We start from the raw sequence: 26,396 nt of genomic DNA, 5'->3' as shown, positions 1-26,396 counted from the left end.
GGCTACAATTCTATATTATCAAGCTAAATATACATATTTTATAGAATTCGAAATTTCATTATAACAACGTAAAATTTATAAAAAATTAACAAAAATTGGATTTTTATTAAAAAATACATAAATTAGTACCAGCCAAAGGGAAATTTTACTAATTAAAACATGTCAAAAAATTTTAACGAGTTCATTGCGAGCGTTGAGAAACGCAATCCAAATGAGCCAGAATTCTTACAAGCTGTAAAAGAAGTTACAGAGGATTTATTTCCTTATATCACAAACAATCACCCTGAATTTTTCGACCAAAAAATTCTTGAACGTCTGACCGAACCTGAGCGTATTATCTCTTTTCGCGTAACCTGGTTAGATGACAATCATAATGTACAAGTAAACCGTGGATACCGTGTGCAAATGAATAGTTCTATAGGTCCATATAAAGGCGGACTTCGCTTCGCTCCTTCTGTAAATCAAAGTATCTTAAAATTCCTTGCTTTTGAACAAGTTTTCAAAAACAGTTTAACAGGCTTACCAATAGGTGGCGGTAAAGGTGGTTCTGATTTTGATCCTAAAGGCAAATCAGACAATGAAATCATGCGTTTTTGTCAAAGCTTTATGACGGAATTATATCGTCATATTGGAGCCGATACAGATGTTCCCGCTGGCGATATTGGTGTCGGTGGACGTGAAATTGGCTTTTTATTCGGACAATTTAAGCGTCTTCAGAACAATTTTACAGGGGTTCTAACAGGTAAAGGTGAATTATGGGGCGGCTCTTATATTCGTCCGGAAGCTACTGGATATGGCCTACTATACTTCGTAGATTGTATATTTAAACATAAAGGACAATCCTTAAAAGGAAAAGTTGCAACAGTTTCAGGTGCTGGTAATGTTGCATTTTATGCTGTTGAAAAAGCAATGCAATTAGGTGCAAAAGTAATTACTGTTTCTAATAGCTTGGGTACATTGTATGACCCAGATGGTTTTGACACAGAGAAAATGGCTTTTGGAGCAACATTGGGACGGAATTTAGACCAATACCCTACTCGTTATCCAAATGCACAGTTTTTATCGGGACAAAAACCTTGGCAATTTAAATGTGATATTGCATTACCTTGTGCGACACAAAATGAATTGAATGAATCCGATGCAAAAACACTTGTGGCAAATGGCTGCATCTGTGTTGCTGAAGGCGCTAATATGCCTTCCACTGCCGAAGCAATTAAAGTTTTCTTAGATGCTAAAATTAGTTTTGCACCAGGGAAAGCGGCAAATGCTGGCGGAGTTGCCGTAAGTGGTTTGGAAATGTCCCAAAACTCGATCCGTACACAATGGGGTACCGAGGAAGTTGATAGCCGTCTAAAAACAATTATGGAAAGCATTCACGAAACTTGTTTGAAATATGGCAAAGAAAGTGACTTTGTTAATTACTTAAAAGGTGCCAATATTGGCGGCTTTATTAAAGTGGCTAATGCCATGAAAGCTCAGGGAGTTGTATAATCAGCCTTTTTCTAATCATATCATAATCCTGAACGCTCAAATGTATTTCATTTGGGCGTTTTTTTATACTTTTATGGTAATTTTTAAAACAAGAGATTTACATGAGATTAATAGCGGAACTCCCCCATCCTGATTGCAAGATTTCCATCTTTGGAATGAACCAGAAATTCATCATCAAATTTGAACAAGGAAATCTGGAGCAATCCTATAAAATTGCAGAGGTTGACATCATAGGCGGCGTAAATGGTGTTTTTGAATTGCTTGATGAGGAATTTCTTAAAAGTGTAATAGACCAGTTCTCGTTAATGCGTCAATCTTTTAACGGTGCTTACAGTAGATACGAATAGCGACAATTATGTTAAACTACCTTTATTTTGCGGCGTTTTGGGCTTGCCAAATTGTCTCCTCCATCCTATTTAAGCTGGGCGGTATTCACCCCAAATATAAATGGGCGGCGTTGATTGTTGGGAATATTATTTTGCTTTCAGCAAGTTGGTTTCTCATTCAATTATTTAAGAATGTCTCTCAACCTATTGTTATTGCCTTATGTTCAGGTGGGACTTTTCTGACGGTTCAATTGGCAATGGCATTTTATTTTAAAAGTCCACTGAGCTGGCAGCAGGTTGTCGGTATGTTTGTTATTATTGTAGGTATGGTGATGATTACCTTTGGTGGCAAAGATCAAACGATCTAAAAAGATAAAAAAGAACTCGCATTTTACATGTGCGAGTTCTTTTATTGCTATAGATAAGCGTAAGTTATTCCGTCTCCACCGCGGTCTTGATGTTCATCTTCAAACCGACTGACATGGCTGTATTTACGCAAGTAATCCCGAATGAATTTTCGTAAAATGCCGTCTCCTTTACCGTGGATAATTTTTAAAGATGGGTAGCCTACCATAACAGCCCTATCCAGTACTTTCTCCAATTCATTCAACGCATCTTCGGTGCGCATCCCTCTGAGGTCAAGTTCCGGATTAAAATCTGCGACAGTACCCGCAGACAATGATTTAGACAAGCTTTTTGCTGATTTCTTATTCTCTCGTCCCTCGAGCTTAATGACATTCTTTCGCTTCTGTACTGTTCTCAATTCTCCCATAGCAAGAATCAAATTGTTTTTAGCAATTTCAACAACCTGTGCTTCAGCACCATTATCAATAATCTGCACCCAGTCACCTATACTCAATTCGGAGGATTCCGTTACTTTTTCTTTAATGACATGCTTTACTGTTTGCTCTTTCGGCAAAACAGCTTTCAAAGCTTGATCCAGATTACTGCGCAATTCACGGGTTTTCTCCTTATCAGCTTTCGCTGATTTGATCTGTGCAACCGTATTTTCGATTAATTTATTGGAGTTTCTGATGATTTCCTGAGCCTCCTCTTTGGCTTTTTTCAGGATAACCCGCTTATTTTCTTCAAGATAACCTTGTAATTCCAAGTACTCCGATTTGAGAGATTCAAGTTCTTTCTCTCTTTTATTGATGGCAACTTTCGTGTCAAACACCTCTTTCTTCTCCCGTTCAAGATCGATCAACAAGGTATCTACCTTTTTCTGTTGTACACCGATTTTCCCTTTGGCGGCCTCTAGAATATCCTTGCCTAAGCCGATTTTCTGTGCAATTTCGAAAGCATAAGAGCTTCCAGGTTTACCGATCTGGAGAATATACATTGGACGCATCTCGCGGTTATCGAACAACATGGAAGCATTCTCCAGCCCCGTTGTATTGCTCGCAAATACCTTTAAGTTTGAGTAATGGGTTGTTACAACGCCTCTAATCTGCTTTTTATTCAACGATTCCAATACGGCTTCGGCAATAGGTCCGCCAAATAGAGGGTCTGTTCCAGTTCCGAATTCATCAATGAGTACCAAGGTGCGTCCATTGGCAAATTCCGTAAAATACTTCATTTTCGACAAGTGTGCACTGTAGGTACTGAGGTCACTCTCAATAGATTGATCGTCACCAATATCAGCAAATATTTGCTTGAATACACCTACTTTCGTCGTCGGCTCAGCTGGGATCAATAGACCTGATTGCACCATGATCTGCAGCAAGCCCACTGTCTTCATACATACTGACTTACCACCGGCATTTGGTCCAGAGACAACAATAACACGTTGCAACTGGTCGATTTGTATATTTAATGGAACTACAGTGCCTTTATGGTGTTCGTTAAGTATGAGCAATGGATGACGCGCATTGATGAGATTGATCTCCGCCTCTTTGGACAATTCAGGCATCTCGGCCTCAATATCCAAGGCAAACAATGCTTTGGCTCTAACAAAATCAACCTTGGTCAATAAGCCATGATAGGATAACAATAAAGGGAGATGCGGGCGCACTTTATCTGTGAGTTCCACAAGAATTCGGATGACCTCCCTCCTGCGCTCAAATTCAAGATCTCTAATTTTATTGTTCATCTGAAATACTTCTTCTGGCTCAATATAAGCCGTTTGTCCTGTCGCAGACTCGTCATGAATCAATCCTTTAAGCTTTCTTTTATTTTCAGCCAAGATCGGAATACATAGACGTCCATCCCGTACAGTCAAATTGCCATCCGCAGTCCAGCCACTGTCCTGAGCATTTTTGAAGATACTATTTATACGTTTGAGCGCATCTTGTTCTGCCCGTTGTATTTGTTGAGTGATTTCGAGCAATAAGCGTGAAGCATTATTTTTGAGTTTTCCTCGCTCGTCAATCACTATTTCAATATCACGGATGATTCCCTTCTCGATAGGTAAATGCTCAAATAGCACTTCCAAATTCGGATAAAGGCCCTCTCTTTCGTTAAAATAGCGAATGATGGCATAAACAGTTTTCAAGGACAACAGGACACGAAAAAACTCTTCTTCAAGTAGAAAAGCACCTTCCACCCTCGCTTTTTCAATAATGGATTTCAGAGGAAAAAAATTCTCGACTGGAAATGCTCCATCATTGACAAGAAGATCTTTGAATTCACTTGTCTGTCTCAAAAAACGATCTATCTGATCAAAGCGAGTTTGTGGCTGAATTTTTTCGACCAGCTCACGGCCCGATTCACTCAGGCATTTTTGTTTTATTTTATCTTTTATCTCGGAAAAGCCGAGTTTATCTATCGCATTTAATGGATATACCATAAAATTATATTCTTTGATGGTTAAAGTTTTGATACAGGCTTCAATGCCTGTGGTGGAGTAAGAATAGGTTTTTCAAGCCTTTGCTCCATTTGTTTTGGTAACGTTGCTGTGTCCTTTGCCGAAACGCCAGGTGTTGTTGCTGGGGACGCAGGATTTCCAGAGGAAGTAGGTGGCGGTGATCCAGCTGGAGTTATTGAACTACCTATAGATAGCTGGTTCATTAAATAGCTGTCCAAACTAACACCTGTTTTCTGTTGGAAATTTTTGTTAAACAACGAAGACGCTTCTTTAAAACTGAATTTCTCCTTGCTTCGTTTGTAGTGGATAAGCGCAGCAATACGTTCCTGATACTGTTGCTGTTGTCGCATCACACGACTTGTACTATCCTGAATTCTTGCATTGACAATCGAATCCCTTGTTCGGATAGAATCCTGCTTTTTACGTTCGATATCCGTATAAAACTTATTCTCCTTCGTCAAATTATCTTCCACTTTCTTATAAATGGCTGACATGACCTCAGCATCTTTACCGTAATAGTCCAGGTTCTTTTTAAAAGAAACGGAATCCAGTCCGTATTTATCAAAAGTCACCTGGTACAAAGGCACCATCACTTTGCGTGCACTATCAATGGGCAAAATATTGAGATATGAATCTGTCAATTGGATTTCTGTCAAAGCATTTACAAATTTGCTTTGTGAGATAATATCCTTCTCCTCTGGTTTGACACAGGAACCAAATAAAAAAATCACCGCAAGTAGATTCAGTATTAATCGTAGCATTTCGTAGTTTTGTACAAATTTACAAAAAGCACCGACATTTGGCACTTTTTACATCATCAAACTATATCGGAAATGAGTATTGCGAGTAATTTAGAAGCTTTAAGATTGGAAACTGAAGCAAAAGGCGTTCAGCTTGTAGCAGTTTCAAAGACAAAGTCCAATTCAGAAATCATGGAAGCCTATGAGGCTGGACAACGTGTTTTTGGTGAAAATCATGTTCAAGAATTAATTGAGAAAGCAGAGCTTTTACCCAAAGATATTCAATGGCATATGATCGGACACCTACAGACAAACAAAGTAAAATATATTGCTCCATTTATTAGTCTAATTGCTTCTATTGACTCCCTAAAACTGCTAAAAGAAGTTAATAAACATGCTATAAAAGCGAATCGTACCATCGATTGTTTATTGCAAGTATATATTGCTGACGAGGATACCAAGTTCGGTTTGGATCATGCCGAATTGATCGAGCTGCTTCGTGATGAAGAATTCCTGGAACTAAAAAATATCCGAATTTGTGGGCTAATGGGGATTGCGTCCAATACAGACAATGAAAAGGTGATCAAAGCAGAGTTCTACGAACTAAAGATGTTATTTGATGGAGTTAAAGCCAGCTTCTACCGTAAAGACGACTATTTTAATATCCTTTCCATGGGGATGTCATCGGACTATAAATTAGCAATTGAAGAAGGATCTACCATGGTCCGTATTGGCAGTACAATCTTTGGTAAAAGAGTAATTAAACATTATAAAAACAATGATTAAACCAATTATACGCGCAGCAATTAAATCAGATTGCCCACAAATGCTTGGGCTAATCAAAGAATTGGCTGTCTATGAAAAAGCCCCGGATGAGGTGACCGTTTCTCTCGCGGAGTTTGAAGAAGCTGGATTTGGACATAATCCTATTTGGGGTGCGTTTGTAGCGGAAGTTGGCGAAGAAATTGTTGGAATTTCATTATATTACGTCAGATACTCCACCTGGAAAGGAAGAAGACTTTACCTGGAAGATTTAATCGTTACCGAAAAAATGCGTGGACTGGGAATGGGTAAACAACTCTTTGATAAAACACTAGCCTACGGCAAAGAATGCGGTTATCATGGCATGGTATGGCAAGTTTTGGACTGGAACGAGTCTGCTATAAAATTCTACGAGCGGTATAAAGCTGATTTTGATTCGGAGTGGATTAATGTATCAATCACTTATTAAATTAGAGGGGAAGCAATCAATTCAATGCGGTTTTATCTTTTTTTGAAAATTTTATTTATAGGCAGCTTGTTGTATTCATGTCAAAACAAAAGTGCTGCACCTTCTCTTGCTCAAACTGGAGATACACTCTCATATCATAAAAAAATGGTTGATGAGCATAGTAATTATTTTCTAAAAGGAGATGATCAGTTGGATACCACATACTTTCGGGCAAGCTACCCTGTATTCGATGAAGTAAAAATCAATAATCTTGTTTCATCTATTGTTCATCTCGAAGGGGATACAAGCATGGAAGAAGCTGCCCATCGTTTTATCAGTGCCTACAATGAATATGTGGATGATAACAATGGTAAATCTACCGCGACCTGGAATCGAGATCTTCAGGTAGATGTAGTTGCTAACACACCGGTCTATCTTGCTTTACGAACGAAACAGGAAGAATATACTGGTGGAGCTCATGGCGACCATGTAACGTTATATTCAAACTTCGATAGGCAGTCTAATCGTTCTATCACGATTGACGATATTATTCGTAAAGAAGATAAAGACAGATTTACAGCAATAGCCGAACAATGCTTTCGTAAACAAGAAGGATTAAATAAGGATGATTCCTTAAATGGGAAGTATTTTTTTGAAGAGGGCAAGTTTTCACTCGCAGATAATTTTACTTTTGAAAAAAACGAATTATTATTCTACTATAATATCTATGAAATTAAATCCTATGCGGAAGGTAGTACAGAATTACGCGTCCCTTACACCGCTATTAAAGATCTAATGTCAGAAAAAGGATTACATTATATCAATAGTATCAATTAGCAATCAACTAAACTCAATAAAATAAATGCAGGTTTTTAAATTTGGAGGTGCATCGGTAAAGGATGCAGAAAGTGTCAGAAATTCAGCAAAGATTATTTCGAAATACAAAGGTGAAGCTTTGTTGGTCGTTATATCTGCCATGGGTAAGACGACAAACCTTCTGGAGAAATTGACCAGAGAATATTATAACAATACAGGCTTGCAGCTTCAAACCCTTGAAGATGCCAAAGCATTCCATTTCCAAATTCTTCAGGACCTATTTCCTGATGGTGAACACCCAATATTCGACGAAATTGCCAATTGTTTTGTCGAGATCGAATGGATTTTGGAAGAGGATCCGCAGGATTCCTATGACTATCTATTTGACCAAATTGTATCCATGGGTGAATTGATATCGACTAAAATTGTTGCTGCCTATGTTGCTTTTATTGGAGAGAAAGTAAAATGGTTGGATGCCCGTGATTATATTTTAACAGATAACACCTATCGAGAGGCTGCAGTTGACTGGAACAAAACAGAAGAAAAAATCCGTGCTGAACTTCCATCCATATTAGACGAATATATTGTCATTACACAGGGTTTTCTAGGATCCACATCTGAGAATTTCACAACGACATTGGGTCGTGAAGGATCTGATTATTCTGCAGCAATATTTGCGTCTTGTTTAAATGCCGAAAATGTAACAATCTGGAAAGACGTCCCGGGTGTACTCAATGCTGATCCTAAATGGTTTGAAAAAACTGAATTGATCCCTGAACTATCTTATACGGATGCGATCGAACTGACCTATTATGGTGCGACCGTAATTCACCCGAAAACGATCAAACCACTGCAGAATAAGAAAATTGCCTTAAATGTACGTTCTTTTGTTGATCCGGAGTCTCCCGGAACAATAATTCGAAGTACAAATCAGACATTACCAGTTCCTTCGTTTATATTTAAAGTAAATCAGATTTTTATTTCCATTTCGCCCCGGGATTTTTCTTTCATCGTGGAAGATAACCTCAGAGACATCTTTAATCTATTCCATGAACATCGTATCAAAATAAATATGATGCACAACACAGCGATCAATTTTACGGTCTCCGTGGATGACACTGGAAAGAATCTAGTGGATTTAATTAACGATCTTGAACAACGATTTAAAGTTACCTATGAGTCTGGTCTTGAGTTAATCACGATCCGTTATTATAACCAAGAAACGATCGATCGTGTTCTGGTTGATAAAGAGGTGATCAGTGAATTAAAAGATAGATATACGTGCCAGCTTCTTGTTAAGAAAATATAAATGAATAGATTGATTCTTCAAAACGAGGTACAGCTGTTTTTGGAAAAAAAACTGAGCGAGTCTCCTACTAAAATAGCTTTAAAGAAATCTCCTTTTGAAGGAATATCGTCTTCTGAATTAGCTGCACAACTCGATGGTAAGCAGCGTACACGGATTAAAATACCTTTGTGGGCAGGGACTCCAGGAGTCTATTTTCCTGCTAAACTAAATCTAGAACAGTGTTCATCAGAAAAAACGGCATTATTCAAAAGTTCGCTTGTTAAGGAAGATACAAATTTAGTTGATGCGACAAGCGGTTTTGGTGTCGACAGCTTTTATTTTTCAAGGCGGGCAAAGCAAGTGATTTCATGTGAACTCAATCCTGATCTTGCACAAATTTCTGCATATAATGCCAGGATATTGTCTGCCACAAATATTGAGGTTATTGCCACAAATGGTGTAGATTACATACTTAACAATCCACAGGCGCATTTTGATTATATCTATCTGGATCCTTCGCGTAGAGTTCAAAATAAGAAAGTATTTTTACTGGACGAATGTGAACCCAATTTGGTGGCTCTGCAAAACGATTTTTTCGAACGATCAGATGTCATTATCAGCAAGCTTGCTCCATTATTGGATATCTCCTCAGCATTGAGCATGTTAATCCATGTAAAGGATGTTTATGTCGTTTCCCTGCAAAATGATTGTAAAGAACTTATTTTTATTCAAGAGAAAGGATATATAAGCGAGCCGGTTATTCATGCTGTCCGACTATTCAAAGAGGAACAACAGATCATCTCTTTTACTTATGAGGAGGAACGCACTACCCTTGTTGATTATAGTGCACCTCTATCCTATCTTTATGAGCCGGATGTTGCCCTGACAAAAGCCGGTGCGTTTAAAACAATCGTCAGTCGCTTTGATGTAAAAAAACTACACCAAAGCACCCATTTATATACATCAGATCAGAAAATCCCTGATTTTCCAGGTAAAAAATTTATGATAAAACAGGTTGAATCTTTCACAGAATTCAAGAAAAAGAAAAGTCCTCTAATTGCGGATATTATCGCCAAAAATTTTCCTTTAAAAACGGAGGAGATAAAAAAGAAGTTTAAAATTAGAGATGCCGGTGACACCTTCACCTTCTTCACAACAATATTGAATAATCAGCTTACTGTCATACATACACGGCGAATCCTAGAATAGACAATTTCATTACAATTGTCCTATTTCTTCTCCGTAATTTTAATGCATGGATAAAATCGTATTATCAGCATTAGATTTAGCTCCTGTCAAAAAGGGAGAAAATGCAGCTAGTGCTATAGCTCGCAGTGTAAAAGTTGCCCAACATATCGAAAAACTAGATTTTAAAAGAATCTGGGTAGCTGAACACCATAATATGGAGTATATTGCAAGTTCGGCAACCTCACTACTTATACAACTTATTGCTTCAAAGACTGACAGGATCAGAGTAGGTTCGGGTGGTATCATGTTGCCTAATCATGCACCCCTAGTGATTGCGGAACAATTTGGCACATTGGAAACATTATTTCCCGGTCGAATTGACCTTGGCTTAGGTCGCGCACCAGGTACCGATCAATTGACTGCAATGGCCTTGCGTAGAAATAATCTGAATACTGCCTTTCAGTTTCCGCAGGAGGTCAAAGATCTTCAACGTTATTTCAGCGCCGATAATTATGATGAAAAGGTGCGAGCATTCCCTGGTGAAGGACTGGAAATCCCCCTTTATATTCTAGGGTCTAGTACAGATAGCGCTTATTTAGCGGCTAGTTTAGGACTTCCCTACGCCTTTGCAACACATTTTGCGCCGGCTCAATTTGCCTCAGCAAGTATGATCTATCATCAGAACTTTGTACCATCGGAGGTATTGGATAAACCTTACTTTATTTCATGTGTAAATGTTATTGCTGCAGACAGTACCGAAGAGGCTGAGTTTTTGTCAACCAGCTTCTATAATTTATTTGCTGGTATAGTAACGAATGCAAGGAGACCCTTATCTCCGCCGACGGAAGAGGTGATTTATAAAGGCATTCCGGCCATCGAACAAGCTGTACACAGCATGGCTTCCTGCGCTTTTGTGGGAGATAAAAATAAAATCGCTCCAGAGATAGAGAAATTTGTCAAAGATCATAAAGTCGATGAAATTATAGCGACCTCCTATATCTTTGACGATGAAAAGTGCCTGAAATCATTTTCCTTACTTAAGGAAGCACTCTCTTAGGAGGAATTATATATTGTGAATTTTTATATATTTAAATAAAAATTCACAATATATGAACAGCTATTCTGTTTTGACCTTACTGTTTGGGCTATTATTCATCCAAGCTTGTCACAGTCCCACAACGAAAAAAGGTGATACCCCAATAGATTCGGTTGCTACAAAAGATAGCTCATCTTTGGCATCGAAAGACAGTACAGCCTTGTTAATTTCGGCAGCAGCCGATAGTTCAAAAGGGCAGATTTTTTTGGTACGCAGTTATCGCATCTGGGAAAAAGAGGATCCGACCGCTGTATTGAATAAGGATTGGTTTGATCTTTATGAGCGCGAGGGGAAATATTATCTGGATAAAGTCGATTATGAAATTAACGATAGTTATGATGAATGTGCTCAGGTTCCGTCAAAAAGTGTCCAGTCCAAAAGAAACTCGCTTTTGTTCCTAAATATTAAAGGATTGACGACGGGAGTCGTGGAAAACATGAAGGTAAACCATTCGGAGATCTGGCCCAAGGAATCTGTAGAGTATAATTTTAAAAAACAACGAATTGTCCTTAAAGGATTGGGAGACATCAAATCCACTGAAGTGCAGACGGATGAAAAGGGACATGAAAAACTATTTCACGAAGTCGCACACTACAAGCTCAATGCCACCTTTGGGGGAGCTAAAGAAATAACATTATTTCAAAAAGATCAATATGATCATATATTTATGTCTACACAGTTTGTTGGTGATATAGATCGTGATGGACAGTTGGATTTTATCTTTTCCAATCCAAGTCACTATGAGGAAGAAACTACATTACTATTTCTTTCTAACGGCGGAAAACCTTTGATTTTCGAGGCGAGCGAACAGTTCGATTGTTAATTTATGATCATGGAAAAAATAAGGACAATACTGCATCAAATGAAGTCCATTCACCGAGCTCTAATCGCAATTTGTGTTTTTATACTTGTGTATATCTTTTCCCCGATTAAAACCTTCACATTGTTAAGTCTGGTTTTATGTTGGCTTGGCTTTTGTATTTCCTATATATTGGTTTCCTGGTATACGTTTTACACCATGCCGGTGACCACAATCGCTAAGAAAGCACAACAGGAAGACGGTAGCCGACTTTTTGTATCCCTATTTATAATATTAGTTACGGTTAGTTGCTTTATTTCTGTACTAATGATCATTATATCGACTAAAGATAAACAGCTTAGTGATTCATTTATTATCGTCATCTGTATGTTAGCCATACTGGCTTCCTGGTGTCTGGTTCATACCATCTACACATTCCATTATGCACGTTTATATTATGAAAATGGTTCCAAGGGCAGTGGATTGGAATTCCCAGGGGACGACAAACCGGACTATTTGGATCTTGCCTATTTTTCTTTTGTCATGGGCTGTACATTTCAGGTGTCTGATGTGGGTATTTCATCGAAAAAGATAAGACGTGTTGCGTTGTTTCACGGTCTCCTCTCCTTTGCACTCAACACATTCGTGGTGGCATTGACTATCAATATCATTTCCGGTTTGATAAATTGAGTTTTTAATCTAAAAAAACCTTATTTTAGTGCAAAATTTACACATATGAAGTTGTTCAAACCATTAGTCGCGCTCATTTTATGCCTTATCACTTTTTTTTCGTGTAAGAAGAATGAAAATACGGATGGTGAAGGGTCTGCTGGAGTTACAGGCAGTTATGTCGGTAGGGTTCAATTTCAGGGCAACTCATTGTCTATTGATCGATCTAATAGATTGATCCGCATTCTACCTGATGGAGGTGTCGAATCGTTTAAAATAGAATTCTTTACAGGGGTGCCAAATATTACAGGAGTTCGCTTTACACCGGTTAATGACAGCACTTGGATCTCGAGCGATACAACAGGACTAAGAAGTGTGACCATAGAGGGCAAATTACTTAAAATAAACTACCAGCTAAATAGCCAAAGCTGGATTGTAGATGACGGGATTCGTAAATAATAATCAATCTAAATTGTCATAATAACTTCATTTTTCGTTGCTAAAGTATTTTCTTATCGCTATATTTAGTCAAGCATAAGGAAAAGAGAAATGAAACATGTCAAAAAAATTGGAGCAATTGCTTCTGTATTTGCTATAGCCATCGCCTTGAGTGCATTTAACTTCCAACAGGAAAAACCTCAGGAAGAACCTAAACCAACGAATTTAAAGGTCTTACCAAAGGATATCTCGCATGATGAGCTGATATCAACAATGAAAGAGTTTAATGTCGCATTAGGTGTAAAATGCGGCTTTTGTCATGCCCCTTCAAAAGAAGATCCTAAAAAGCTGGATTTTGCTAGTGATGAGAACCATAAAAAGGAAATTGGCCGAGCAATGATCAAAATGACCAAAAAGATCAATAAAAAGTATTTTAATCGTAGCTGGGATAGCTCTCCTGCCAAAGCAATTTCCTGTAAAACTTGTCATGGCGGAAAAGAAGAACCAGAAATGGTCATAGCGAAAAACTAATCAAACTATATATTTATGTAACACCATAAGGTTTCTCTTATGGTGTTTTTTATTGCCTATTCTTTGCTTATTTATTGGCGTTTGTTTGGTTATTCTTTGCCGTTTCTAGGCTATTTCTTTGGGTTTTCCTTGGTATTGGTTTGCCATTCCTTTGCTATTTCTCAGCTTATTCTTTGGTATAATAGCAATAAAGCAGCAGAGAAATACAAATAAAATGCCATAAAAATAGCAAACGAAGTGGTATGTTGTGTCGAGTCTAGTGGCAAAAATTCCCGAATAGATAGCATTAAAGTAAATTTCGGTATTTAAAAAACTGTCCTTCTTTTTAATACACAACTCTGTCGCTACCACAGGTTCAGTCGCTTCACGAAAAGGGAAAGAAATTGAACACTCGCGCCACGTTGCCTTAACCTTTTGGTGGGAAGAAACAGGGCGGTAAATACGGATACAGGGAGATGCCGAATCAATTGATGATCAGGAAGCAGATCAATTTTTTAGGGAACGTAGTAGAGATAGCCAGATCGTTTCCTATGTAAGTGAGCAGGGTGCTTTACTTTTAATATGATCCCTACTGGCCGTGACAAATAAAAAAAGGCTTTTCAAATTGAAAAGCCTTTTTTGTTGTACCCGGAGCCGGAGTCGAACCGGCACGGTTTCCCACTGGTGTTTGAGACCAGCGCGTCTACCAATTCCGCCATCCGGGCATATCCGTTTGGGATGATGCAAAAGTAAGGAAAGTTTTTATTTTTCCAAACTATCTCCCGCTTCTTTTCCTAAACTACCTGAAAATGAATTAGAAATTTTTTATAAAACTATTTACAATGCCTCTCCAAAGGCTTAACTGGCATTTTTTTCTTAATTTTAAGCTGGAAATATTAGGTAAAACATGGAAAAGGTAAAGTTAGGAAATAGTGAAATTGAATTTAAACCGATCGTTTTTGGCGGAAATGTATTTGGTTGGACTGTCGATGAGCAACAGTCGTTTGCTCTTTTGGATGCATTTGTCGATATGGGCTTTAGTTTTATAGACACATCCAACAACTACTCCCATTGGGTACCTGGTCACACAGGATCGGAGTCCGAATCCATTATTGGTAAATGGATCAGTAAACGGGATGTTCGGGATAAAATTCAGATTGCAACGAAAGTAGGCGGACGTCGGGCCGGCAATGACAAACCCAATTTGAAAAAAGAACATATTATCAAGTCTGTGGACGAATCGCTCATGAGATTACAAATAGACACAATAGATCTTTATCAGTCCCATCACGATGACCTTTCAACAGCCATAGATGAGACGCTTGAGGCTTACCAACAATTGGTCCATGCCGGTAAAGTAAAATGGATTGGAGCGTCTAATTTAAGCCCTGAGCGCCTAAAGGAATCATTAGTTGTCGCAGAGAAGCATAATCTCCCTGCCTATATTGCTATCCAGCCCGAGTATAATTTGTACGACCGTTCAAAATATGAGAAAGATTATGAGCAACTCGCGCTCGAAAATCATTTGGGCGTAATCACCTATTACTCCCTTGCAAGCGGATTTCTCTCGGGCAAGTATAGGTCGATAGACGACATTAAAGAAGCAAAACGATCTGACGCCTTAAAAGGCCGATTTGATAACCGCGGACTTCGTATTCTGGACGCTTTAGCTCAAGTAGCACACAATCACCAAGTCGCTATGTCAACCATTGCACTGGCTTGGATTCTTCATCGACCTTCGGTCACCGCTCCTATTGTAAGTGCCACCTCCTTGCAACAACTTGAGGAACTAACCAGGGCAACCAAAATAAATTTGTCAACAGAAGAAATGTCCCTATTAAATACAGCGAGCGCATATGAAGAAAATTGATTTTGAAATAACAACAAAGCATTGATATAAAGGATCTTAAAATTAAATTAAATGCTAATCAGAATATTATTTGGCAAGTATACTTATAAAAAGGTTTTACACCTGACCTTACAGTAAAGATACACTTTACACAAAACACTATAATAGACTGTATTTCAATGCAAAAAATATCCCAACAAAATAATATTTTGTTGGGATATTTTGTATTTCGCAGTGGTAAATTGAGCGATTAGCGCTTTGGTAATCTCTTCTCGTCCAATAACGTTAGAACTTCCACAGGCACCATCTCGCTAACATCTCCCCCGTTAAACCAGACATCTCGCACAATAGTTGACGATATATGGGCCTTTCCGGATCTACTCATCAAAAAATAACTTTCGACTATGGGGTTTAGCAGCAAGTTATTTTGAGCGATCGCATTTTCAAATTCAAAATCTCCCGTATTTCGTAAACCTCGCAATATAAACTTCGCACCAACGTTCCGACAGAAATCTACGGTCAAACCACTATACTTCACAGCTTCAATCGCCTGTATGTCTCGAAAAACATCCTGTATAGCATTGACTCGCTCGTCATGGTCTAACATACCTTTTTTGCTTGCATTATAACCTACGGCAATAATGATTTTATCAAATAATGGCAATGCCCTTTCAACCAGATCCTGATGAGCTAAGGTAAAAGGATCAAATGAGCCTGGAAAGACAGCAATTTTCATATTATAGGGGTTTTGCGTAGAATGAAAAAGATGAATAACCGTATTTTCTGGTTTCTATGAAATTCGGATGCTCCTCCATTTGTCTTGTAGAAGGATGTTCGACAATAAGAAGCCCATTATTATTCAATAGATTATTATCAAAAACCAATTTTGGCAGTTGGGGCAGTTTTGGAATATCGTAAGGCGGATCTGCAAAAATTAAATCATAGGTACTTTTGCAGCTGGTAATAAATTTAAAAACGTCTGCTTTCCTGGTATTGATCTGTTCCAGCTTCATTTTTTTAGCAGTGTCCGTAATATATTGTACACATTTAAAATGTAAATCGACAGAATCAACGTGCTCCACTCCCCGGGATGCTAGCTCAAAGCTAATATTTCCGGTTCCTGCAAAAAGATCAAGGCAATTTAAGCCATCAAATTCCAAACGATTCTGCAGAATATTAAACAAGGCTTCTTTAGCAATATCTGTGGTTGGCCTAACCGGCAAATTGGTTGGTGGATTCAGCCTTAAGCCACCAATTTTACCTCCTATTATTCGCATAATATTGAATCAAATAATATGTTGTATGGTGTTAAGTTACTATTCACCTCCTGATCCGCCAAGACAACCTTTGTTTTTAAATCCAATACTTCGATATCTCCTGCATAGGACGCTATACGCTTATAAAAGAATTCGTTGGGAACTTCACCAGAAAGGAGAACTTTATCAATAGAATCGCCCAAGCCAAATTGTGTTAATATGTTCAATATGTAATAACTAACATCATCAAGATTATGAATTTCAAAGCTGTTGTAAAGTTGAAAAACACCATTCTTGAACAAATAAAAGTCTACAATGTTATCAGCTACAAAGTGCAACCCCAATACACTACCCCGAATAGATATACGCTCTTGCGCACGATCCAACACAACGGCAAATTCAGGAAGAATAACAGCATCCGCAAACAACCTGCGCCAGCGATTCAAAAGAAGCTTATCAAATTGATACAAAGCCACCAAACCAAGATTATCTAAATAATAAATAAATGTATTTTCAAGATCTGATGTACCCAAAAATTGTAGATATTGCGCAATATTATCCTTCTGAAAAACCTCCTTTGGTATAAATGTAAAGCTTTGATGTGGGATCACAATCCGAACGAATCGAAATGGCAGACTCATTATTCTTGTCGCATCTAAAATTGGCTCCTCAGAGGAATATTCGATCAATATAGGTGCTACTGACTTCTTATCAACTACCGCTAATACATCTTTCTGGAAGCCAGCCTTTACCAAAAGATTATACTCGGGTAAGTAATGAATGTTAAATTGTTTTGAAATATAATTCATTCGCTGAATTGTAAAAATAAAAACTTGTTAAAGCAAAAATAGCTTTTTCTAGAGGATAAGACAAACCTTTTAAATAACTTTGGGAGTGTTCATCAAAAATCTGCTAATACAACAATTTCCCTGGCAACCGACCGCACAGCAGTTGGAAGCATTCGAGCTATTGGAAGAGTTTCTGCTTGCTTTTGACAGGCAGTCTTGTTTTGTCCTCAAAGGCTATGCCGGGACCGGTAAAACAACGTTAATTGCGGCATTGGTCAAAGTATTGCCTGCATTAAAAAAAAGAGCCGTGCTCCTAGCGCCAACCGGTAGGGCGGCTAAAGTGATGAGTTATTATTCCGGACGAAAGGCACTGACCATCCACAAGAAGATCTATCGAAAAAAATCTGCCATTTCCTTTCAACTAGACTTCACTTTAGCGGAGAATTTGCACGAAGACACTTTATTTATCGTAGATGAAGCCTCTATGATTTCCAATGAATCAGTGAATGTATTTTCAAAAAGCCTTTTAAACGACCTCTTTCGTTATGTCCAATCAGGTAAGAATTGCAGCCTCTTGTTTGTTGGTGATACCGCTCAGTTGCCGCCAGTTGGTTTATTGGACAGCCCAGCATTGAACCCCGGCTATCTCGAAAATGAATTTCACCTCTGTGTCTACCCCTATGAACTGACCACGGTAGTACGGCAGTCCCAAGATTCGGGCATACTGTACAATGCGACCAAAATACGAAATGAGATCATATCGGCTGAGGAAGGGCAACATGACTTCCCATTCCCAAAATTCATAACAAAAGGATTTAAAGACCTTTATAGAATGACAGGTGAACGGTTAATAGAGGGAATAAATTATGCTTATGATAAATATGGCGTAGAAAACACCATGATCATATGCCGTTCAAACCGTTCAGCAAACTTATATAATCAGAATATCCGCAACAGGATCCTTTTTAGGGACGAAGAACTAACAGGTGGAGACTATATCATGGTTGTGAAGAACAACTACTTCTGGCTACAGGAAAACAACATGGGCGATGGTTTTATCGCAAATGGTGATATGGCCAAAGTCCGAAAAGTGAGCAATATCCACGAGCAACATGGTTATAGATTTGCCGATGTTACACTAGAATTTATGGATATTGATGAAATCGAACCGATCACTTGTCGCGTTATTTTAGACAGTCTCTATACAGAGGGCCCCAATCTTTCCTATGAAAGTCAGAAGAACTTGTACGAAGAGATCAGTTTGGATTATGCAGATATATTAGACAGGAAAGATCGGCTTGAAGCTATTAAAAAAGACCCCTATTATAATGCACTCCAGATTAAATTTGCGTTTGCGATCACTTGCCATAAAGCTCAAGGGGGACAATGGCCTATTGTATTTGTCGATCAGGGTTATATTAACGATGAAATGCTCGATCTTGAGTTTCTTCGCTGGTTATATACTGGTGTTACCCGGGCCACACAGGAACTTTTTTTGGTAAACTTTAATGAAAACTTCTATCCATCATAGTATTATTACACGAATCATTCGTATGGCGATATAATAATGAATATTTTAGTGGTCAAAACCAAGATTACACAATTATCTATATTTATTTAATGCATAAGTTCTATTTTATTTTTGCAGCCAGTCTATTACCCTATTTCGGCTCCGGACAGCAGATTCAAGAACCTCCGGTAAAAGCGAATTACCAGTTGGCCGCCAAATTTTCTCCAGAGAAATTAAAAAAAATGATTTTCTCTACAAGCATCAAACCAAATTGGATCAATTTTTCGGACCGCTTCTGGTATGATTACGCCAGTCCACAGGGCAAAAACTGGTATATCGTCAATCCAGCACTTAAAAAGAAAGAAACCCTTTTTGACAGTGAGAGCGTAGCCGCTCAAATAACCAAGATTGTTAAAAATCCTGTTGATGCACAGCATCTGGAATTACAGGGCCTGAGATTCACCAAAGATGAAAAAAAGATCAGATTTCAGATCCAAAGTACAAAAGATACTGTGAAATCAAAAGAGGAGATCGAAAAGCTTAAAAACAAATCAGACACAACAAAGAAAAAGCTTTTCTATCTAGAATATGATTTTGTTTCAAAGACAGTAACTGAAATCAGCGATTCTACTAAGGTTAAAGCGCCGCTAGCTTGGGCAAGTTTTTCACCCGACACCAATACTGTCTACTTCGCCAAAGACTTTAATCTGTATTGGATGGACAAAGCCAACTATCTCAAAGCGGTCAAAAATGAGAAAGATAGCACCATTATTGAACATCAGATTACAAAAGACGGTGTACAATACTATGCTTGGGGGGGTGATGAATATAGCACTACCACAGGTGACGAAAAGGATAAAGATAGTGAAACGAAACGTAAGCGTGTATGGATCAGCTGGTCACCAGACGGCCGCTATTTTACCCTGACAAGAAAAGATAACAGATCATTAAAACCTTTGTGGGTCATCAATAATGTCGGCTCTGCTCGACCTACCCTGGAAACTTATAAATACCAAATGCCAGGTGAGGTTGACTCGACCGAAACTGAATTCTATATCTTTGAAGCGGCAACAAAGGCACCGCGCAGGATAAATATTGCAGCTTTTAAAAACCAAACCATCTCCAACTGGACCAAAACGCCAGATAGAAATTCATACAAAGAGGATTATTACATTAACTACTGGCTAGGAAATAACGAAGAGTTTTATATCTCCCGTTCCAGTCGTGATTTAAAAAGAATAGACTTGTTGAAGGTGAATGTGAATGGAGCGGTCAATCCTATTATTCAGGAACGTTCAAACGTATATCTTGATGTCCAAAAACCACTCCTGACCGAAAATGGGAAGCGTTTGGTTCATTGGTCAGAAAGAGATGGGTGGGGACATTACTACCACTACGATACCAACGGTAAACTGATTAACCAAATTACCAAAGGAAGTTTTCATTGTGAGGAAATTACAGGGATAGATCCAACAACACAGACTTTGTTTTTTACAGCATCCGGTCGTGAGAAAAATGAAGATCCTTATTACCTTCACCATTACAGTGTCAATCTCAACGGCAATGGAATTAAACTGCTGAATCCAGGAAACTTTGATCATCAAATTGAGATGAGCGAATCCTCCAAGTATTTTGTCAACAACTCATCGAGAGTAAATACTACACCCGAATCTGTATTATTAAATAGCAGTGGACAGAAGATCATGACACTTGAAAAGACAGATCTGTCACTATTATTTGCTGCAGGTTATAAATTCCCTGAACCGTTTAAAGTAAAGGCTGGCGACGGTACCACAGATCTCTATGGTGTCATGTACAAACCTTTTGATTTTGATAGTACAAGAACCTATCCTATCGTAGAATATGTCTATCCAGGCCCACAAACAGAAGCTGTCAATAAATCTTTTGGACGGAGCATGGATCGGATAGATCGATTGGCCCAATTTGGCTTTATCGTTGTTACCGTAGGAAATCGAGGCGGACATCCATCCCGTTCACAATGGTACCATACTTATGGTTATGGCAATCTACGTGATTATGGATTGGAAGACAAAAAAGTGACAGCGGAGCAGCTTGCTGACCGTTATAAATTTATTGACATCAATCGTGTAGGTATCACAGGGCACTCTGGTGGTGGTTTTATGTCAACTGCAGCAATGCTTGTTTACCCAGACTTCTTCAAAGTAGCGGTATCGGGAGCTGGCAACCATGAAAATCAAATCTACAACCGATGGTGGAGCGAACGCCACCATGGTGTGACAGAAAAAGTGTCAGCAAAAGGTGATACAACTTTTTCATACCAGATCAACAAGAATACCGAATTAGCCAAAAATCTAAAAGGAAGACTATTGATTGCCACGGGTGATATAGACAACAATGTCCACCCTGCAAATTCGATCCGAATGGTCGATGCATTGATCAAAGCTAATAAACGATTCGACTTCCTGCTCTTACCAGGACAAAGGCATGGATTTGGTGATATGACGGAATATTTCTTCTGGAAAATGGGCGATTATTTCAGCCAATATCTCTTGGGTGATTCCAAAATGAATGAAGTCGATATGACCGAAATGAATAGAGAAAAACCTCAAAAATAATAGGTTTTATGACCTACATCGAAAAAATAAAGTTTTTATCCGTTACCTTAAGATCATTTGAGGTAACGGATTTTTCTTTGAATGTGCTTGGGGATATTAGCCTTCGGGACCTACTAGACATCTCACTAGAGAAAAATAAAACCATTTCTTTCCGGGCTGCCTGGGTATTTGAAACCATTGTATTAAAGGATACGGCTTTGCTTGATGGATTGTTACCACAATTTTTTGAAAATTTGAAAAAACAAAAAAACTGGAGCTGTCTTAGGAGTTATAGCAAAGTTTTAATGTATTTGACCTCAAAAAAGAATAAACGCTATAATCTTGATGAAAAGACCGAAGAAGAACTTATTGAACAGGCTTTTCAATGGATGATTGAACAGCAATGTCCTGTGGCTGTTTTGGTCAACTGTTTAGACATATTAAATAATCTAAGCAAGAAATATACTTGGATAAAAGAAGAGCTTTTTGCTCAGATAGATCATTTTCAGAAAATAAAACCTAGTCCGGCTTTATTGAGCCGAACGAAGCGAATCCTTCGAAACGAGTAAAAAAAGTTCCCTCCTAAATCATTAGAGATCAAAACAATGTATTCCCTTTTGGATTATGCGCCCGACCAAGGTGTCTATAGGCAGCTTCAGTGCATTCACGCCCCCTCGAGGTACGCATAATATAACCTTCCTGAATCAAAAAGGGTTCATAAACCTCTTCGATTGTCCCCTCGTCTTCCCCTACGGCAGTAGCAACAGTCTTAAGTCCTACTGGCCCGCCTTTGAATTTGTCGATGATTGTAGTCAAGATTTTATTATCCATCTCGTCCAAGCCATTTTCATCCACGTTCAGCGCTTGCAGCGCATATTTTGCAATTTCTTGATCGATACTTCCATTTCCTTTTATCTGAGCAAAATCCCGCGTACGACGCAATAAAGCATTTGCTATCCGTGGGGTCCCTCTACTCCTACGTGCTATTTCGTAAGCACCCTCATCAGAAATAGGTGTATTCAGGATATGTGCAGAACGGAGTACGATCGTTGTCAATAGTTTTGCATCATAATATTGAAGCCGTGAATTGATCCCAAAACGTGCACGCAGCGGAGCCGTTAACAAACCTGATCGTGTCGTCGCACCAATCAGCGTAAAAGGATTTAATGAGATCTGCACAGAACGGGCGTTAGGGCCTGTTTCCAGCATAATATCGATCTTAAAATCTTCCATGGCCGAATAGAGGTACTCTTCCACCAAAGGGCTTAAACGATGGATTTCGTCAATAAACAGCACGTCACCCTCCTCCAAGTTTGTTAATAATCCAGCAAGATCCCCTGGTTTGTCCAAGACTGGGCCTGAGGTAATTTTTATACCTACTCCCATTTCGTTGGCAATAATATGCGAAAGTGTCGTTTTACCTAGTCCTGGAGGGCCATGTAATAAGACATGATCCAAAGCTTCTCCTCTCAATCGTGCAGCTTTCACAAAAATATTTAGATTCTCCAATATTTTTGCCTGCCCTGTAAAATCTTCAAATGCTTGAGGTCGCAACGCCCGTTCGATGTCACGATCTGTATTGTTCAAACGTTCCGGGTTTGGATCTAAATTTTCGTTCATTGACCAATATTATTAATTTCTCTTATAGCTTTTTCCGATACTCCCCAGTTTCAACTGGATTACACCAAAAAAAGCCTCCTTAAAGATACTCGTACTCATTTTAGATGTGCCTTCGGTTCTATCCGTAAATATGATAGGTACCTCCACAACATTAAAACCATATTGTATGGCCGTAAATTTCATCTCAATTTGGAAAGCATAGCCAACAAATTTAATCTTGTCCAAAGGAATAGTCTTCAACACCTCCCGTGTAAAACAGACAAAACCAGCCGTAGCATCCTGAATTTTAATTCCAGTTATAAAACGGACATATACAGACGCAAAATACGACATCAAGACCCGGCTCATCGGCCAGTTGACAACATTTACGCCTTTAATATACCGAGAACCAATACTCATATCAGCACCATCCACACAGGCTTGTCTCAAACGGACCAAATCCTCCGGATTGTGACTAAAATCAGCATCCATTTCAAAGATATATTGATAATGTTCTCTGGCAAGCCCCCATTTAAACCCATGAATATAAGCGGTCCCCAAGCCCAGCTTCCCTTTCCGTTCTTCTATAAATAAGCGGTCAGCGAACTCATTCAATTGTAAATTTTTTACGATATCTGCTGTGCCATCAGGCGACCCGTCATCCACAATTAGGATATCAAATGCATGTGATAAGGAAAAAACTTTACGAATAATCTTTTCAATATTTTCCTTCTCATTATATGTTGGAATAATTACTAAACTCTCCGCCACTTTTCTTTTATTTAAGACCCGTAAAGGTAATAATTTAAGCCAAATTCTATACTAGGAATTTCGATGAAATCTTCATAAATGGGATATTTTGCATAATAACTAAAAAAAGAAAAGCCCGCTACTATGGGAGTAACGAGCTTTCATTAACCAATTATAAACTTAAATTATGAGACTGCAAATATGATGAATATTGCTTACATATGCAAATTTTTATGCGTTTTCATGCAACATTTTCAATACAATATCCCATTTTTTATCAAAACACCTTCACAATATGCAGAATACTGCAATTTATCGATCTACTTCACCCAAAACAATGTCAATTGACCCAAGTATAGCAATGAGATCCGCAATCAACACCCCTTTTCCCAATTCGGAAATAACAGAAAGGTTATTGAAACTTGGCCCTCTTGATTTTACCCGCAATGGAATATCGGATTTCTCTTTCGTCACAAAATAAAAACCGAGCTCTCCTTTTGGATTTTCCGCACGCACATAGTAATCTTGCGCTTTCAAATTCACTTTTTTGGGCACGAGTGCACGTGGATCAAAATCAGCTGTACGCTTAAAATCTTTCTGCAGCCGCTCAAGGCATTGTTCAACGATACGAACAGATTCATGCACCTCATCTACCCTAACCTTATAGCGATCCCAGCAATCTCCAATGCTCCCCATAGCTCCTTTTCCTACTGGAATCTCAAAATCTATTTCAGGATAGACAGAGTATCCATCAATCCGCCTCAAATCCCATTTAATACCTGATGCGCGCAACATAGGACCCGAAACACCATAATTGATTGCGACATCCGCTGGTAGGATACCTATATTCGCTGTCCTAGATATAAATATCTGATTCTGGGTTAATATCTCATCCAATTCAATCAATTTCGGTTTAAAATAGTTGATGAATTCTGCGCAACGCACTTCAAAACCAACAGGCAAATCATAGAAAAGACCACCGACCCAGATGTAATTATATAACATACGCGAACCGGATGCCCATTCCAACATATTCATAATATGTTCACGATCTCTAAAACACCATAGAAAAGGAGTGGTAGCACCAATATCAATGCCGTAGGTACCAATAGCAATTAGATGTGATGCAATGCGATTGAGTTCGCAGACCAATACCCGAATATATTCTATTCTTTTAGGAATTTTACTATCCAACCCCAACATACGTTCCACCCCCATCACAAATGCATGGCTATTGTTCATCGATGCCAAGTAATCTAGACGATCGGTAAATGGAATTGTCTTCCCATAGTTTAAAGATTCCGCATGTTTATCAAAACATCGGTGCAGATAACCCAAATGCGGAACGACTTCCTTAACGATTTCCCCATCCGTGATCAACTTCAAACGCAATACACCATGTGTTGAAGGGTGTTGCGGACCCATATTCAAAACCATCTCTTGCGTGGAAATTTCCGTGAGATGCCTTTCATAACGATCTAACGCTTCTTTATATTTTGGATTCGCCATACAGATCAATTAATGTTAATGCCATGATATTTTTCGGCCTCCTGATAATCCTTTCGTAACGGATAACCCTCCCAATCATCCGGCAGGAGAATTCTTCTTAGATCGGGATGTCCTGAAAAATAAATTCCCATCAGATCAAAAGCTTCCCTTTCATGCCAATCTGCTGTACGCCAAATGGAAGTAACAGACGGGATTTCTGGCAGCTCATCCAACGAGCGATTGCCCTCCAGTTCCACTTTCAATACAACTGTATGTTGATAAGGCAAAGAACTCAGATGATAGACGATCGTAAAGTGATCTTCGTAATCTACAGCAGTTATATTGCTCAAAAAATCAAAATATAGACCTTCGGTATCCCTAAGAAAAGAGCAAACAGGAACTAGATCTTCAACATGGACAAACAAAGCTGCTTGTAAGCCAGTCACCTCCTCTTTCAGGATTACTGAATCTCCAAATCTGGAAACTAGTTTTAATTTAATTTCTTCAAATGTCATATTATGGAGCTAGACGCGTGATTTTCCAAGAATCCGAAACCTTTTTATAAACAATCCGATCATGAAGACGACTAGCACGTCCCTGCCAAAATTCAAAATAGATCGGTTTTAGGATATAACCACCCCAATGTGCCGGTCGAGGTATGATCTCATCACCCGTATATTGATCCAAAAGCTCTTCTACTCTACTCTCCAAAAAATTTCGGTTTGGAATTTCGCGGCTTTGGGGTGATGCCAGGGCACCTATGCGACTACCCTTAGGACGCGATTGAAAATATTCATCCGAATCTGATTCATTAACTGGCTCAATGATACCCTCAATACGGATTTGCCGTTGTAGCTCAGGCCAGAAAAATAAAAGCGCAGCATGCGGATTGTCTTTCATGTCTTCCCCTTTTCGGCTCTCATAATTTGTAAAGAATACCAACCCTCCTTCTGAAATATCTTTTAATAGAACAATCCTTGAGGATGGCAAATGCTGTAGCGAAACAGTGGACAACACCATCGCATTGGGCTCAATCACCTCACTATGAATAGCCTCATCAAACCATTTTTTAAACTGATGGATGGGATCATGATCCACATCAGATTCAGATAGGTTACCCAATACGTAATCTTGTCTGATCGCTGCAATATCTTTATGTTGAATGGACATAGAAACCTATTTTTATATTCCTACAAACTTACT

27 protein-coding genes and 1 tRNA gene are annotated in these 26,396 nt (G+C 38.7%); 17 read left to right on the top strand and 11 right to left on the bottom strand.

Going from position 1 to position 26,396, the window contains the following annotated elements; all coding sequences use genetic code 11:
• Positions 1 to 159 precede the first annotated feature (159 nt).
• The 3 genes from gdhA to LC454_RS15410 all read left to right on the top strand — a co-directional run bounded on the left by gdhA (position 160) and on the right by LC454_RS15410 (position 2,185).
• Positions 160 to 1,491: an NADP-specific glutamate dehydrogenase gene (gene gdhA / locus LC454_RS15420; RefSeq protein WP_223583371.1), complete on the top strand. Its 1,332-nt coding sequence runs from the start codon at positions 160 to 162 to the stop codon at positions 1,489 to 1,491.
• Positions 1,492 to 1,592: 101 nt separating this feature from the next.
• Positions 1,593 to 1,838 carry a hypothetical protein gene (locus LC454_RS15415; RefSeq protein ID WP_108634281.1) on the top strand — a complete coding sequence of 82 codons (246 nt, stop codon included), beginning with the start codon at positions 1,593 to 1,595 and terminating at the stop codon, positions 1,836 to 1,838.
• A gap of 8 nt (positions 1,839 to 1,846) precedes the next feature.
• Positions 1,847 to 2,185, top strand: coding sequence for a hypothetical protein (locus LC454_RS15410; protein ID WP_120257498.1), 339 nt, complete (start codon positions 1,847 to 1,849; stop codon positions 2,183 to 2,185).
• A gap of 47 nt (positions 2,186 to 2,232) precedes the next feature.
• On the opposite strand, the gene LC454_RS15405 is transcribed toward LC454_RS15410, so the two are convergent.
• On the bottom strand, positions 2,233 to 4,605 hold the full coding sequence (locus LC454_RS15405; RefSeq protein ID WP_223583370.1) for an endonuclease MutS2: 2,373 nt from the start codon (positions 4,603 to 4,605) through the stop codon (positions 2,233 to 2,235).
• Between the two features lie 20 nt (positions 4,606 to 4,625).
• Complete coding sequence (locus LC454_RS15400; protein ID WP_223583369.1) at positions 4,626 to 5,384, bottom strand: DUF4296 domain-containing protein; 759 nt, start codon at positions 5,382 to 5,384, stop codon at positions 4,626 to 4,628.
• 72 nt (positions 5,385 to 5,456) lie between these two features.
• On the opposite strand from LC454_RS15400, the gene LC454_RS15395 reads away from it, so the two are divergent.
• The 10 genes from LC454_RS15395 (at position 5,457) to LC454_RS15350 (ending at position 13,398) form a co-directional block, all read left to right on the top strand.
• Complete coding sequence (locus LC454_RS15395; protein WP_223583368.1) at positions 5,457 to 6,149, top strand: YggS family pyridoxal phosphate-dependent enzyme; 693 nt, start codon at positions 5,457 to 5,459, stop codon at positions 6,147 to 6,149.
• Complete coding sequence (locus LC454_RS15390; RefSeq protein ID WP_223583367.1) at positions 6,142 to 6,594, top strand: GNAT family N-acetyltransferase; 453 nt, start codon at positions 6,142 to 6,144, stop codon at positions 6,592 to 6,594. The genes LC454_RS15395 and LC454_RS15390 overlap by 8 nt, the downstream gene beginning before the upstream one ends.
• A gap of 144 nt (positions 6,595 to 6,738) precedes the next feature.
• Positions 6,739 to 7,410 carry a DUF3298 and DUF4163 domain-containing protein gene (locus LC454_RS15385; RefSeq protein WP_223583366.1) on the top strand — a complete coding sequence of 224 codons (672 nt, stop codon included), beginning with the start codon at positions 6,739 to 6,741 and terminating at the stop codon, positions 7,408 to 7,410.
• Positions 7,411 to 7,435: 25 nt separating this feature from the next.
• A complete protein-coding gene (locus LC454_RS15380) occupies positions 7,436 to 8,698 on the top strand; it encodes an aspartate kinase (RefSeq protein WP_223583365.1) in 1,263 nt (420 codons plus the stop codon).
• Positions 8,699 to 9,886: a THUMP-like domain-containing protein gene (locus LC454_RS15375; RefSeq protein ID WP_223583364.1), complete on the top strand. Its 1,188-nt coding sequence runs from the start codon at positions 8,699 to 8,701 to the stop codon at positions 9,884 to 9,886.
• A 46-nt stretch (positions 9,887 to 9,932) separates the two neighbouring features.
• Positions 9,933 to 10,922, top strand: coding sequence for an LLM class flavin-dependent oxidoreductase (locus LC454_RS15370; RefSeq protein WP_223583363.1), 990 nt, complete (start codon positions 9,933 to 9,935; stop codon positions 10,920 to 10,922).
• Positions 10,923 to 10,974: 52 nt separating this feature from the next.
• Positions 10,975 to 11,784 carry a hypothetical protein gene (locus LC454_RS15365; protein WP_223583362.1) on the top strand — a complete coding sequence of 270 codons (810 nt, stop codon included), beginning with the start codon at positions 10,975 to 10,977 and terminating at the stop codon, positions 11,782 to 11,784.
• A 3-nt stretch (positions 11,785 to 11,787) separates the two neighbouring features.
• A complete protein-coding gene (locus LC454_RS15360; RefSeq protein ID WP_317196266.1) occupies positions 11,788 to 12,450 on the top strand; it encodes a DUF1345 domain-containing protein in 663 nt (220 codons plus the stop codon).
• Between the two features lie 45 nt (positions 12,451 to 12,495).
• Positions 12,496 to 12,888, top strand: a complete 393-nt coding sequence (locus LC454_RS15355) for a hypothetical protein (protein ID WP_223583361.1) — start codon at positions 12,496 to 12,498, stop codon at positions 12,886 to 12,888.
• Between the two features lie 90 nt (positions 12,889 to 12,978).
• Positions 12,979 to 13,398, top strand: a complete 420-nt coding sequence (locus LC454_RS15350) for a c-type cytochrome (protein ID WP_223583360.1) — start codon at positions 12,979 to 12,981, stop codon at positions 13,396 to 13,398.
• Positions 13,399 to 14,022: 624 nt separating this feature from the next.
• On the opposite strand, the gene LC454_RS15345 is transcribed toward LC454_RS15350, so the two are convergent.
• A tRNA-Leu gene (locus LC454_RS15345) sits at positions 14,023 to 14,102 on the bottom strand.
• Between the two features lie 182 nt (positions 14,103 to 14,284).
• Here LC454_RS15345 and LC454_RS15340 point away from each other — a divergent pair.
• Positions 14,285 to 15,247 carry an aldo/keto reductase gene (locus LC454_RS15340; protein WP_223583359.1) on the top strand — a complete coding sequence of 321 codons (963 nt, stop codon included), beginning with the start codon at positions 14,285 to 14,287 and terminating at the stop codon, positions 15,245 to 15,247.
• Between the two features lie 229 nt (positions 15,248 to 15,476).
• Here LC454_RS15340 and coaD read toward each other — a convergent pair whose 3' ends face one another.
• Genes coaD through LC454_RS15325 form a run of 3 tightly spaced genes read right to left on the bottom strand, consistent with a single transcriptional unit; the run spans position 15,477 to position 17,291 of the window.
• Positions 15,477 to 15,962 (bottom strand): pantetheine-phosphate adenylyltransferase, encoded by a 486-nt coding sequence (coaD, locus tag LC454_RS15335; RefSeq protein ID WP_223583358.1) that lies wholly within the window; start codon positions 15,960 to 15,962, stop codon positions 15,477 to 15,479.
• 1 nt (position 15,963) lies between these two features.
• A complete protein-coding gene (gene rsmD, locus LC454_RS15330; RefSeq protein WP_223583357.1) occupies positions 15,964 to 16,503 on the bottom strand; it encodes a 16S rRNA (guanine(966)-N(2))-methyltransferase RsmD in 540 nt (179 codons plus the stop codon).
• Entirely contained in the window at positions 16,494 to 17,291 is a 798-nt protein-coding gene (locus LC454_RS15325) for a DUF3822 family protein (RefSeq protein WP_223583356.1), read from the bottom strand. The genes rsmD and LC454_RS15325 overlap by 10 nt, the downstream gene beginning before the upstream one ends.
• A gap of 85 nt (positions 17,292 to 17,376) precedes the next feature.
• Here LC454_RS15325 and LC454_RS15320 point away from each other — a divergent pair, with 85 nt between their 5' ends.
• From LC454_RS15320 to LC454_RS15310, 3 genes are all read left to right on the top strand, one after another.
• Positions 17,377 to 18,801 (top strand): ATP-dependent RecD-like DNA helicase, encoded by a 1,425-nt coding sequence (locus LC454_RS15320; RefSeq protein WP_223583355.1) that lies wholly within the window; start codon positions 17,377 to 17,379, stop codon positions 18,799 to 18,801.
• Between the two features lie 89 nt (positions 18,802 to 18,890).
• A complete protein-coding gene (locus LC454_RS15315; RefSeq protein ID WP_223583354.1) occupies positions 18,891 to 21,377 on the top strand; it encodes a S9 family peptidase in 2,487 nt (828 codons plus the stop codon).
• A gap of 8 nt (positions 21,378 to 21,385) precedes the next feature.
• Positions 21,386 to 21,925 carry a hypothetical protein gene (locus LC454_RS15310; RefSeq protein ID WP_223583353.1) on the top strand — a complete coding sequence of 180 codons (540 nt, stop codon included), beginning with the start codon at positions 21,386 to 21,388 and terminating at the stop codon, positions 21,923 to 21,925.
• 28 nt (positions 21,926 to 21,953) lie between these two features.
• Here LC454_RS15310 and ruvB read toward each other — a convergent pair whose 3' ends face one another.
• From ruvB to pdxH, 5 genes are all read right to left on the bottom strand, one after another.
• Positions 21,954 to 22,976, bottom strand: coding sequence for a Holliday junction branch migration DNA helicase RuvB (gene ruvB / locus LC454_RS15305; protein ID WP_120257478.1), 1,023 nt, complete (start codon positions 22,974 to 22,976; stop codon positions 21,954 to 21,956).
• Positions 22,977 to 22,988: 12 nt separating this feature from the next.
• A complete protein-coding gene (locus LC454_RS15300) occupies positions 22,989 to 23,726 on the bottom strand; it encodes a polyprenol monophosphomannose synthase (protein WP_172394084.1) in 738 nt (245 codons plus the stop codon).
• A gap of 291 nt (positions 23,727 to 24,017) precedes the next feature.
• Positions 24,018 to 25,214, bottom strand: a complete 1,197-nt coding sequence (locus LC454_RS15295; RefSeq protein ID WP_223583352.1) for an NADH-quinone oxidoreductase subunit D — start codon at positions 25,212 to 25,214, stop codon at positions 24,018 to 24,020.
• Positions 25,215 to 25,219: 5 nt separating this feature from the next.
• On the bottom strand, positions 25,220 to 25,708 hold the full coding sequence (locus tag LC454_RS15290; RefSeq protein WP_223583351.1) for an NADH-quinone oxidoreductase subunit C: 489 nt from the start codon (positions 25,706 to 25,708) through the stop codon (positions 25,220 to 25,222).
• 1 nt (position 25,709) lies between these two features.
• Positions 25,710 to 26,363 (bottom strand): pyridoxamine 5'-phosphate oxidase, encoded by a 654-nt coding sequence (gene pdxH / locus LC454_RS15285; protein ID WP_223583350.1) that lies wholly within the window; start codon positions 26,361 to 26,363, stop codon positions 25,710 to 25,712.
• Between the last annotated feature and the right edge of the window lie 33 nt (positions 26,364 to 26,396).

Source organism: Sphingobacterium sp. GVS05A (genome assembly GCF_019969845.1).
Lineage (GTDB): Bacteria > Bacteroidota > Bacteroidia > Sphingobacteriales > Sphingobacteriaceae > Sphingobacterium.
The sequence above is the reverse complement of the archived record's forward strand: the minus strand, read 5'-3'. Positions and strand labels throughout refer to the sequence as shown.

What these genes read in the sequence shown, in the direction of transcription:
- gdhA (WP_223583371.1), top strand. Translation starts at nt 160, where the DNA reads ATGTCAAAAAATTTTAACGAGTTCATTGCGAGCGTTGAGAAACGCAAT.
- LC454_RS15415 (WP_108634281.1), top strand. Translation starts at nt 1,593, where the DNA reads ATGAGATTAATAGCGGAACTCCCCCATCCTGATTGCAAGATTTCCATC.
- LC454_RS15410 (WP_120257498.1), top strand. Translation starts at nt 1,847, where the DNA reads ATGTTAAACTACCTTTATTTTGCGGCGTTTTGGGCTTGCCAAATTGTC.
- LC454_RS15405 (WP_223583370.1), bottom strand. Translation starts at nt 4,605, where the DNA reads ATGGTATATCCATTAAATGCGATAGATAAACTCGGCTTTTCCGAGATA.
- LC454_RS15400 (WP_223583369.1), bottom strand. Translation starts at nt 5,384, where the DNA reads ATGCTACGATTAATACTGAATCTACTTGCGGTGATTTTTTTATTTGGT.
- LC454_RS15395 (WP_223583368.1), top strand. Translation starts at nt 5,457, where the DNA reads ATGAGTATTGCGAGTAATTTAGAAGCTTTAAGATTGGAAACTGAAGCA.
- LC454_RS15390 (WP_223583367.1), top strand. Translation starts at nt 6,142, where the DNA reads ATGATTAAACCAATTATACGCGCAGCAATTAAATCAGATTGCCCACAA.
- LC454_RS15385 (WP_223583366.1), top strand. Translation starts at nt 6,739, where the DNA reads ATGGTTGATGAGCATAGTAATTATTTTCTAAAAGGAGATGATCAGTTG.
- LC454_RS15380 (WP_223583365.1), top strand. Translation starts at nt 7,436, where the DNA reads ATGCAGGTTTTTAAATTTGGAGGTGCATCGGTAAAGGATGCAGAAAGT.
- LC454_RS15375 (WP_223583364.1), top strand. Translation starts at nt 8,699, where the DNA reads ATGAATAGATTGATTCTTCAAAACGAGGTACAGCTGTTTTTGGAAAAA.
- LC454_RS15370 (WP_223583363.1), top strand. Translation starts at nt 9,933, where the DNA reads ATGGATAAAATCGTATTATCAGCATTAGATTTAGCTCCTGTCAAAAAG.
- LC454_RS15365 (WP_223583362.1), top strand. Translation starts at nt 10,975, where the DNA reads ATGAACAGCTATTCTGTTTTGACCTTACTGTTTGGGCTATTATTCATC.
- LC454_RS15360 (WP_317196266.1), top strand. Translation starts at nt 11,788, where the DNA reads ATGATCATGGAAAAAATAAGGACAATACTGCATCAAATGAAGTCCATT.
- LC454_RS15355 (WP_223583361.1), top strand. Translation starts at nt 12,496, where the DNA reads ATGAAGTTGTTCAAACCATTAGTCGCGCTCATTTTATGCCTTATCACT.
- LC454_RS15350 (WP_223583360.1), top strand. Translation starts at nt 12,979, where the DNA reads ATGAAACATGTCAAAAAAATTGGAGCAATTGCTTCTGTATTTGCTATA.
- LC454_RS15340 (WP_223583359.1), top strand. Translation starts at nt 14,285, where the DNA reads ATGGAAAAGGTAAAGTTAGGAAATAGTGAAATTGAATTTAAACCGATC.
- coaD (WP_223583358.1), bottom strand. Translation starts at nt 15,962, where the DNA reads ATGAAAATTGCTGTCTTTCCAGGCTCATTTGATCCTTTTACCTTAGCT.
- rsmD (WP_223583357.1), bottom strand. Translation starts at nt 16,503, where the DNA reads ATGCGAATAATAGGAGGTAAAATTGGTGGCTTAAGGCTGAATCCACCA.
- LC454_RS15325 (WP_223583356.1), bottom strand. Translation starts at nt 17,291, where the DNA reads ATGAATTATATTTCAAAACAATTTAACATTCATTACTTACCCGAGTAT.
- LC454_RS15315 (WP_223583354.1), top strand. Translation starts at nt 18,891, where the DNA reads ATGCATAAGTTCTATTTTATTTTTGCAGCCAGTCTATTACCCTATTTC.
- LC454_RS15310 (WP_223583353.1), top strand. Translation starts at nt 21,386, where the DNA reads ATGACCTACATCGAAAAAATAAAGTTTTTATCCGTTACCTTAAGATCA.
- ruvB (WP_120257478.1), bottom strand. Translation starts at nt 22,976, where the DNA reads ATGAACGAAAATTTAGATCCAAACCCGGAACGTTTGAACAATACAGAT.
- LC454_RS15295 (WP_223583352.1), bottom strand. Translation starts at nt 25,214, where the DNA reads ATGGCGAATCCAAAATATAAAGAAGCGTTAGATCGTTATGAAAGGCAT.
- LC454_RS15290 (WP_223583351.1), bottom strand. Translation starts at nt 25,708, where the DNA reads ATGACATTTGAAGAAATTAAATTAAAACTAGTTTCCAGATTTGGAGAT.
- pdxH (WP_223583350.1), bottom strand. Translation starts at nt 26,363, where the DNA reads ATGTCCATTCAACATAAAGATATTGCAGCGATCAGACAAGATTACGTA.